At 40.1% G+C, this 7,440-nt stretch carries 7 protein-coding genes and 1 pseudogene; 4 read left to right on the plus strand and 4 right to left on the minus strand.

Annotation, left to right across the window (positions count from 1 at the left end):
• Window positions 1-9: 9 nt before the first annotated feature.
• From murF to CCY97_RS05220, 4 genes and pseudogenes are all read right to left on the minus strand, one after another.
• The gene (gene murF, locus CCY97_RS05210; RefSeq protein WP_112064427.1) at window positions 10-1,479 is read right to left on the minus strand and encodes a UDP-N-acetylmuramoyl-tripeptide--D-alanyl-D-alanine ligase; all 1,470 of its coding nucleotides are present in this window, start codon (window positions 1,477-1,479) and stop codon (window positions 10-12) included.
• A gap of 7 nt (window positions 1,480-1,486) precedes the next feature.
• Window positions 1,487-1,804, minus strand: coding sequence for an acylphosphatase (locus CCY97_RS08395; protein ID WP_346435143.1), 318 nt, complete (start codon window positions 1,802-1,804; stop codon window positions 1,487-1,489).
• Window positions 1,778-2,497: pseudogene (locus CCY97_RS05215) on the minus strand (alpha/beta hydrolase); the annotation flags it as partial. The pseudogene CCY97_RS05215 and the gene CCY97_RS08395, both read right to left, overlap by 27 nt.
• A 3-nt stretch (window positions 2,498-2,500) precedes the next feature.
• The gene (locus CCY97_RS05220) at window positions 2,501-3,550 is read right to left on the minus strand and encodes a D-alanine--D-alanine ligase (RefSeq protein ID WP_112064429.1); all 1,050 of its coding nucleotides are present in this window, start codon (window positions 3,548-3,550) and stop codon (window positions 2,501-2,503) included.
• Window positions 3,551-3,731: 181 nt separating this feature from the next.
• On the opposite strand from CCY97_RS05220, the gene CCY97_RS05225 reads away from it, so the two are divergent.
• From CCY97_RS05225 to CCY97_RS05240, 4 genes are all read left to right on the plus strand, one after another.
• On the plus strand, window positions 3,732-4,799 hold the full coding sequence (locus CCY97_RS05225) for an ATP-binding cassette domain-containing protein (protein ID WP_112064430.1): 1,068 nt from the start codon (window positions 3,732-3,734) through the stop codon (window positions 4,797-4,799).
• Window positions 4,800-4,916: 117 nt separating this feature from the next.
• Entirely contained in the window at window positions 4,917-5,516 is a 600-nt protein-coding gene (locus CCY97_RS05230; RefSeq protein WP_258457018.1) for a methionine ABC transporter permease, read from the plus strand.
• A gap of 25 nt (window positions 5,517-5,541) precedes the next feature.
• On the plus strand, window positions 5,542-6,390 hold the full coding sequence (locus CCY97_RS05235; protein WP_112064431.1) for a MetQ/NlpA family ABC transporter substrate-binding protein: 849 nt from the start codon (window positions 5,542-5,544) through the stop codon (window positions 6,388-6,390).
• Between the two features lie 64 nt (window positions 6,391-6,454).
• Complete coding sequence (locus CCY97_RS05240; RefSeq protein ID WP_112064432.1) at window positions 6,455-7,267, plus strand: MetQ/NlpA family ABC transporter substrate-binding protein; 813 nt, start codon at window positions 6,455-6,457, stop codon at window positions 7,265-7,267.
• Window positions 7,268-7,440: the final 173 nt, after the last annotated feature.

Below are 7,440 nucleotides of genomic sequence, written 5' to 3' on the forward strand. Positions count from 1 at the left end.
CTCATAGGTTTAGATAAAGCTTGGTGCATCATTGCTAAACAACACAAGGTCATCAGAGAGAGTGCAAGCTTTCAGCATACTTTCTAGAGAATCTTTGGTTTGCAAAAATATCTTTTGTGCATTCTTGATATTTTCGCGGAAAACCCTAGCATTAAGCGCACCCGTGATAATAGCAATATCAAAGACTTCATCGATTCTCTTTGCAAGCTGCTTGTTTGCCTCATCGCTTCCTTCTACAATGCCCGGTGTCACAATAACCTTGCGTCCATCATACAGCGAAGCAAGACGGATAGCCTCAAGCATGCCCTTGAGATTCCCATTAAAGCTGTCATCCAAAATCAGTTTTTGGTTTGCTGTGATTTTTTGTAGTCTGTGTGGGACCTGCTCAAGTCTATTGACAGCTTGCACAATCTCTTCTACCTTCATGCCAAATTCCAGCGCCACACTCACAGCCACAGCAATGTTATAGACATTAAACTCACCCAGAATCTTTGTTTCAAAATCCTGCCATTTGTCATTGATTTTCAGCGAAAAATTTGTGCCATCTAATGTAGCTTGGATATTTCTATACTCCATAGGATAAAAACGCATGCAAGATTTTTTCTCAGGCTCTAGGTCTTGTGGCAAGGCATTCTCTTTAAAGACAAAAGCCCTTTTTAAACGCAGTGAATTGAGAATCTCAAACTTCGTATTTGTGATGTTTTGGATATTTTTGAAATACTCTATATGCTGCTCGCCAATCTCGCCAATGACAACATACTGGGGATGCAGAAACTGCACAATCTCATCAATATCACCCTTTAGTCTTGCTCCAGCCTCAGTGATATAAATCTCAGTGGAATAATCAAGATTCTCATTGATATCAGCCACAATACCACGCAATGTATTCACACTTCTGGGGGTAGCATAGACATGAAAATGCTTGCTGAGAATCTGTGTGAGATAGTTTTTGATGCTCGTTTTACCAAAACTTGCAGTGATAGTTATAATCCGCAGTCTGGTCATAATCTGGAGTTTATCTTGAGCGATTTTTGTGTATTGCTTCATCAATGTTGCTTCATAGATATTAGAGACCAATACAGCAAACACCAATGTAAAAGCATGGAGCAAAAGATTATCAACCTTAAAGGCGATGCTTAAAAATATATCCAAGAACCCAAAAATAACACAAAGACCAAAAAACCTTTGTACTCTTTTTGTGAATCTCAAAGGTTTATCCTGCTTGCTCCTCCACAATACAAGAGCGATAAAAAACACAATCGCAAGGAGAATGCAATACTGTTCCAAATGCATTGTATGTAGTGCAAAAAAAACACATAAAGGCAATACAAAATACCAAATATGCCACATAAACTTATGGTGCATAAAGATAACTCGATAAAAACTATAGTTATACCACTGCAACAAAGTGATAAGGTAGTATGCAAATTCGAGATTCAGCAAAAAATTACCAATCAAGCCAATCAATTCTTGGTCCATTTCACGCTCACTTTATAATCACAAAATCTTGAAAGATTCTCATACCATCTTGCAAGTTTTTTTCTTTGACATTCTCTACCCTAGCTTTGTGTGGGCCTATTTCAAGAAACATCTTGTATTTTGTGAGTGCATCTTGCTCTGCTTGGGCATAGATTTCCACACTGCCATCATCAAGATTCTGCGCACTGCCAAAGATTCCTAGCTCATCTGCTTTGTATTTAGCATATTTTCTATATCCCACACCTTGCACCTTGCCAAAGACCAAAAAACATTTCGTTTGGATGTTTTTCATAAATTCCTCCTCTATGATTTTTGCTTGCTTCATAAAAAAATAATGATCACCCTGCATTACAAAGAAATAACTTCTTTTCATAAGCGCAGCGATTTCTTTGCCGCTTTGTAGTGTAGTAGCACTATCTTGCTCTCCCCAAAAGATAAATGCCTGCGCATTACATGCTGCAAAATGTTTTCTAAAGTCCTCATTTACGACATTTTTGAATGTCTCATACATACCATTATTCAATCCCGATGCATCCTTTGAACGCAAAATATTTGCGCTCAAACCAAGTTTTTTAAAAACTTTAGCCAGAGCAATTTTGCATCTAACTCGCAATGACTTCTTTTCAAGAATCCCAGCAGAACTTAGCAAAATAAGTCTTTTGTCCGCCAAAAGTGTCGCTACTTTGCCCCCAAAGCTATGCCCTAGCATAATCCACTCTATTGAATCCAAAATCTTATTTGTATTTTTCAGTGCGCCAAAAAATAGCCTAAGAATCTCCGCATAATCATTTGTGCTAAGGCTTCTATCACAAGCACTTCCCCCAAAGCCGGGCATATCTACATACAGATGAATAAAATCTCTAAAGCTTTGTCCAAAAGAAAGCTTCATAAGCTCTTTGTTGCTTCCCCATCCATGTAAGAAGCAAATCACACCTTGCGGATGAGAAATATTGAGATTGAGAAATTCATAATGTAATGGGAACTGCACATCTTTATACAAGATAAGCTTTTGGGCCATATTCTACTTGCCTTTAGCACGTGAGATTTGCTCTATATAGCGATAGCTGGGTCTTATTGGTTTTTTCGTCGGAAGGTTTTGTGCAAGAGTTTTTAAGATAGAAATAAAGTCCTCAAACAGATAGTTGGCTCCAGAACCAGGAATAGGATTGATCTCATTAAGATATATCTCACCCTGAGATTGGACAAAGAAATCACAGCGCACAATCGCACCTTCAAACATATCCTCATAAATCATTTTGAAGTTTTCTTGCAATGCAGATTCCAGCTCAGGAGAAATTTGGGCTTTATGAAGATAGCTAGTGCGTGAAAAATCCAAATATTTGTTACCAAAATCCAAAATCTCATCGCCTCTTTTCTGCGGCTCCTCCACGATTGAGAAGAGCCACTCATCTCCAACCTTACAGCCAGCAAGGTTGTACTCTTTCATATCTCCTAAAAATGGCTCTACAAGCACCTTAGAATCGTATTCAAGAGCACAATCTAGCGCATAATCAAGATCTTGAGATTGTGTAACTACACTCACACCAATAGAGCTGCCAAGTCTTGCAGGCTTGCAGATGATAGGAAATTCTATCGCAAGCGAATCCCGGCTATACAAGCTCAGAATCTGATAGTCCAAGACTTTCACTCCGCGCTTTTTGGCATAAATCTTGGTCAAAGCCTTGTCAAAGCTTAAGACACAAGCCTCCATCCGTGGTCCAATGTAATGTATCTTGTAGAAATCAAAAAGTGCGCTCAAAGTCCCATCTTCACCCTGAGCACCATGTATGAGGTTATAGATTGTGTGGATTTTAAGAATCTGCTTTTTTTGAAAAAACCCTTTTGATTGATAAAACCCACCAATACCAAGAGTGAGTTCTACATCCTTATACAAACCTTTCGCGAAGAATGATGCCTTCATATTCTTGGGATCTATCAGGTAAAAGCGATGCTCACCATCTAAGAATATGAAACAAGTACCATCTCCCAATACTTTTTGTAGTGCAATCGCACTGACAATACTTATCTCATGTTCATAACTCGCCCCACCAAAGACAACCCCAAATTCCATTAGCACCCCTTCTTAGCAGTTTAAATCCGCGGATTCTAACCCAGAATTGCTTAAAAAGCACATCAGACCCGTATTGTATTTTCCAAACCTTTTGACTAGAATCCCGCCATTGTCTGCAATCACAAGCCCACAGAGTTGCTAATCCAAAGCTATCGACCCAAAATCACTTAAGGAGTTTCCCATTATCTCACTACAACAAGTAAGCAAAACCTATCCTAATGGCTTTTGTGCGATCAAAGGCATTGATTTGGAAGTGCAAGAAGGCGATATTATGGGGATTATCGGCTATTCTGGTGCGGGGAAAAGCACACTTATTAGGCTTATCAATCGCCTTGAAGAGCCAAGCAGTGGGCATGTAGAAATTGATGGAATCGATATGCTTGCACTTTCTCAAAAGCAGCTCCAAAAGCAACGACAAAAGATAGGCATGATTTTTCAGCATTTTAACCTCCTAAGTGCGCGCGATGTGTTTGGGAATGTCGCCTTTGCACTTGAGATTGCCAAATGGAAGAAAGAGAAAATAAAAGCGCGCGTAAATGAACTTTTAGAACTTGTGGGCTTGAGTGAAAAGGCGCATTTTTATCCAAGCCAGCTAAGTGGCGGGCAAAAGCAACGCGTAGCCATTGCCAGAGCATTAGCCAACCATCCAAAAGTATTGCTTTGTGATGAAGCTACAAGTGCGCTTGATACTAAAACCACGCGCTCAATCCTTTCGCTACTTAAAGATATCCAAGCAAAGCTTTCTCTTACAATCGTGCTTATCACGCATCAAATTGAGGTGGTGCAACAGATTTGCAATAAAGTTTGCGTGATTAGTAATGGCGAGATTGTGGAGCGTGGGAAGGTCGAAGAAGTGTTTGCCAATCCAAAGCAAGCCATCACAAGGGAGCTTATTTCGTTTTTGCCACTTGATGAGAATAAGCTTATCGCGCATATTGGTGTGAGCGAGAATACCTATCGTGTGATTTTTACAGGACCTAATGCACAAAGTCCGCTTATTAGTCAAATGATTAGGAAATTTGGCGTAGATGTGAATATTTTAAGCGGTAGTATTGAAGAATTTAACAAACAAGACATAGGACATTTGGTAATCAAGTTTTTACAAACAGATACAGATTCTATCAGTAAAAGCCTTGAGTGGCTACAATCTCAAGGCGTGAGAATAGAATCTCTTGCCTTAGAATCTCTCAATCTCACCAAAAACTCTCAAGCCATACGCAATCTACATACCAAGCAAAAGAAGGACTAAACAATGATAAAAGATTTTTTGCGCTCCGCAGATAGGGAGTTTGAAGCGATTTTGCATTCTGTATTTGGCAATGATTTGGGCTATTTGCTTTCAAAAGGTTTGCTTGAAACGCTTTATATGGTGCAGTTCTCAGTCATTTTTGCAGTACTTTTTGGCTTGCCACTTGGGGTTTTACTTACTATCACGCGCCAAGATTCTATCAAGCCCGCACCACTTTTTAATAAAATCCTTGGATGGATTGTAAATATGGTGCGCTCTTTTCCTTTTATGGTGCTAATCCTCGTGCTACTGCCTTTTTCTGGCGCGCTTATTGGTATGAGCACAGGCTCTACAGCTGCCATTATCGCGCTTAGCATCGCAGCCATTCCTTTTATCGCGCGCCTTTTTGAGGGGGCATTACTTGAAGTGCCAAAGGATTTGATTGAAGCTACACAGAGTATGGGAGCAAGCAATTTTACGATTATCAAAATGATGCTTTGTGAATGCAAGCCAGCCCTTGCAAATGCCATTGTGATAACCTCTATTAGCCTTGTTGGGTATTCTGCAATGGCAGGAATTGTAGGCGGTGGTGGATTAGGAGATTTGGCTTATCGCATAGGATTCCAGTCTTTTAAACCCGATGTGTTGCTATATGCAGTGATTGTGACGATGATTTTAGTCCAGCTTATCCAAAGCAGCGGGGACTTTATCGTGAAAATCCTGCGTGCAAATCGTTAAATTTCACTTTCAAAAAGGAGCAAAAATGAAAATTCTACAAAAACTAGGCTTTGGGCTTTTAAGCGCGATTATCGCGCTGGGCTTAAGTGCCTGCGGAGAAGAGAAAAACAAAAGTTTAGAATCCACAGATTCTAGCAAAATGCCATTACTTGTAGTAGGTGCGACACCTGTGCCAGCAAGTGAGATTTTAGAATTTGCCAAGCCACTTTTAGCGCAAAAAGGTGTGGAGATGAAGGTGCAGGTTTTCACAGACTACACAACGCCCGATATTGCGCTAAATGATGGCAGTAATGATGCCAACCTTTATCAGCATAAGCCCTTTATGGAGGCGCAAAATGCACAAAGAGGCTTTAATCTTGTCGCGCTAGAGCCAATTTATGTCGTGCCGCTTGGCTTTTATTCTAAAAAATACAAGAGTGTGGATGAGATTCCAGAGGGTGCAGATATTGCCTTACCAGGTGATAGCTCAAATCTCGCGCGAGCGCTCATTTTACTCCATGATTTTGGTGTGATTGAATTAAAAGACCCTAAGAATCTTGCAAGCACGATTGAATACGACATTGTAAAAAACCCCAAAAATCTACGCTTTAGACCAGTAGAGGCTGCGGGCTTACCAAGTTTGCTACCAAATGTCGATGCGGCTGTGATCAATGCAAACTACGCATTACAAGCAGGCTTTAGTATCAAAAGTGCGTTTTTCCACGAAGACTCAAAATCTGAGTATGTCAATGTCTTTGTAACGCGCAAAGAACTAGAAAATGATGAACGTATCCAAAAACTCAAAGAAGTGCTTATGAGTGATGAGATTGCAGAGTTTATTTTGCAAAAATACAAGGGCGAGATTTTGCCAGTCAATCTCAAAGTTAAGATTTGATCTCATCTTGGAATCCGCGTGAAGCGCATTCCACTTCCGCGAGTTAGAAATAAAAGGAGTATGTATGAAAGCATTGGAAAGTTTAGGATTGCTTGCTTTAAGCGCGATTGTCGCACTGGGCTTAAGTGCCTGCGGAGAGAAAAAAGAAAAAACGCAAACAAAATCTGAAATTGTTATAGGCGCTACACCTATCCCGCATGCTCAGATTCTAGAATTTATCAAAGAGGATTTGCAAAAAGAAGGAGTAAGCCTTAAGATTGTTGAATTTAGCGATTATGTCACGCCAAATATCAGCCTGCATGATAAGAGTCTGGATGCAAACTTTGTCCAGCACAAGCCGTATTTAGATTCCATCAACAAAGACAGAGGCTACACCCTTACACCAATAGCCCAAATACACATAGAGCCTATAGGGCTTTATTCCAAGAAGCACAAGAGCACAGACAGCCTGCCGCACAACGCTACTATAGCTATTCCAAACGATACGACAAATCTCGCGCGCTCACTTATCTTATTGCATAACAACGGCCTTATCACTCTTAAAGATGTAACCAACCTCAAGAGTACAGAATCTGAGATTATCAACAACCCAAAGAATTTCAAGATTGTGCCAGTTGATGGTGCGCTTTTGGTGCGTGTGTTTCAAGACTACGATGCAGCGGTTATCAATGGTAACTATGCCCTGCAAGCAGGACTTTTCACAGATGATGCGATTTTATTAGAAGATGGCCTATCTCCTTATGCCAATGTCCTTGTAGTCCGTCAAGAGAATAGTAATGATGACAATACCAAGAAGCTCAAAGCCACTTTACAAACCCAAAAAGTGCGTGATTTTATTCTCCAAACCTACAAGGGCAGTGTTTTACCAGCATTCTAGCCGTCCCTACAAGCTTATAAATTTGTAAGGATTGGCGGCTCAAACAATCAAGCTGCAAGACTCTCTACCACCCCTACCACATAAAATTCAACTTCATATAACCAGTATGCTGTGTAAGCTTAGAGTTAAAGGTAGTGTTGTAGTTAAATGTTATATAAAACCTTTCATCCAAA

Origin of the sequence: Helicobacter sp. 10-6591 (genome assembly GCF_003288805.1) — a bacterium.
Lineage (GTDB): Bacteria > Campylobacterota > Campylobacteria > Campylobacterales > Helicobacteraceae > Helicobacter_F.

Excerpts from the sequence above, each read along its gene's own strand:
- CCY97_RS05240 (WP_112064432.1), top strand. The coding sequence starts at position 6,455 with ATGAAAGCATTGGAAAGTTTAGGATTGCTTGCTTTAAGCGCGATTGTC.
- CCY97_RS05230 (WP_258457018.1), top strand. The coding sequence starts at position 4,917 with ATGGTGCAGTTCTCAGTCATTTTTGCAGTACTTTTTGGCTTGCCACTT.
- CCY97_RS05235 (WP_112064431.1), top strand. The coding sequence starts at position 5,542 with ATGAAAATTCTACAAAAACTAGGCTTTGGGCTTTTAAGCGCGATTATC.
- CCY97_RS05220 (WP_112064429.1), bottom strand. The coding sequence starts at position 3,550 with ATGGAATTTGGGGTTGTCTTTGGTGGGGCGAGTTATGAACATGAGATA.
- murF (WP_112064427.1), bottom strand. The coding sequence starts at position 1,479 with ATGGACCAAGAATTGATTGGCTTGATTGGTAATTTTTTGCTGAATCTC.
- CCY97_RS08395 (WP_346435143.1), bottom strand. The coding sequence starts at position 1,804 with ATGAAGCAAGCAAAAATCATAGAGGAGGAATTTATGAAAAACATCCAA.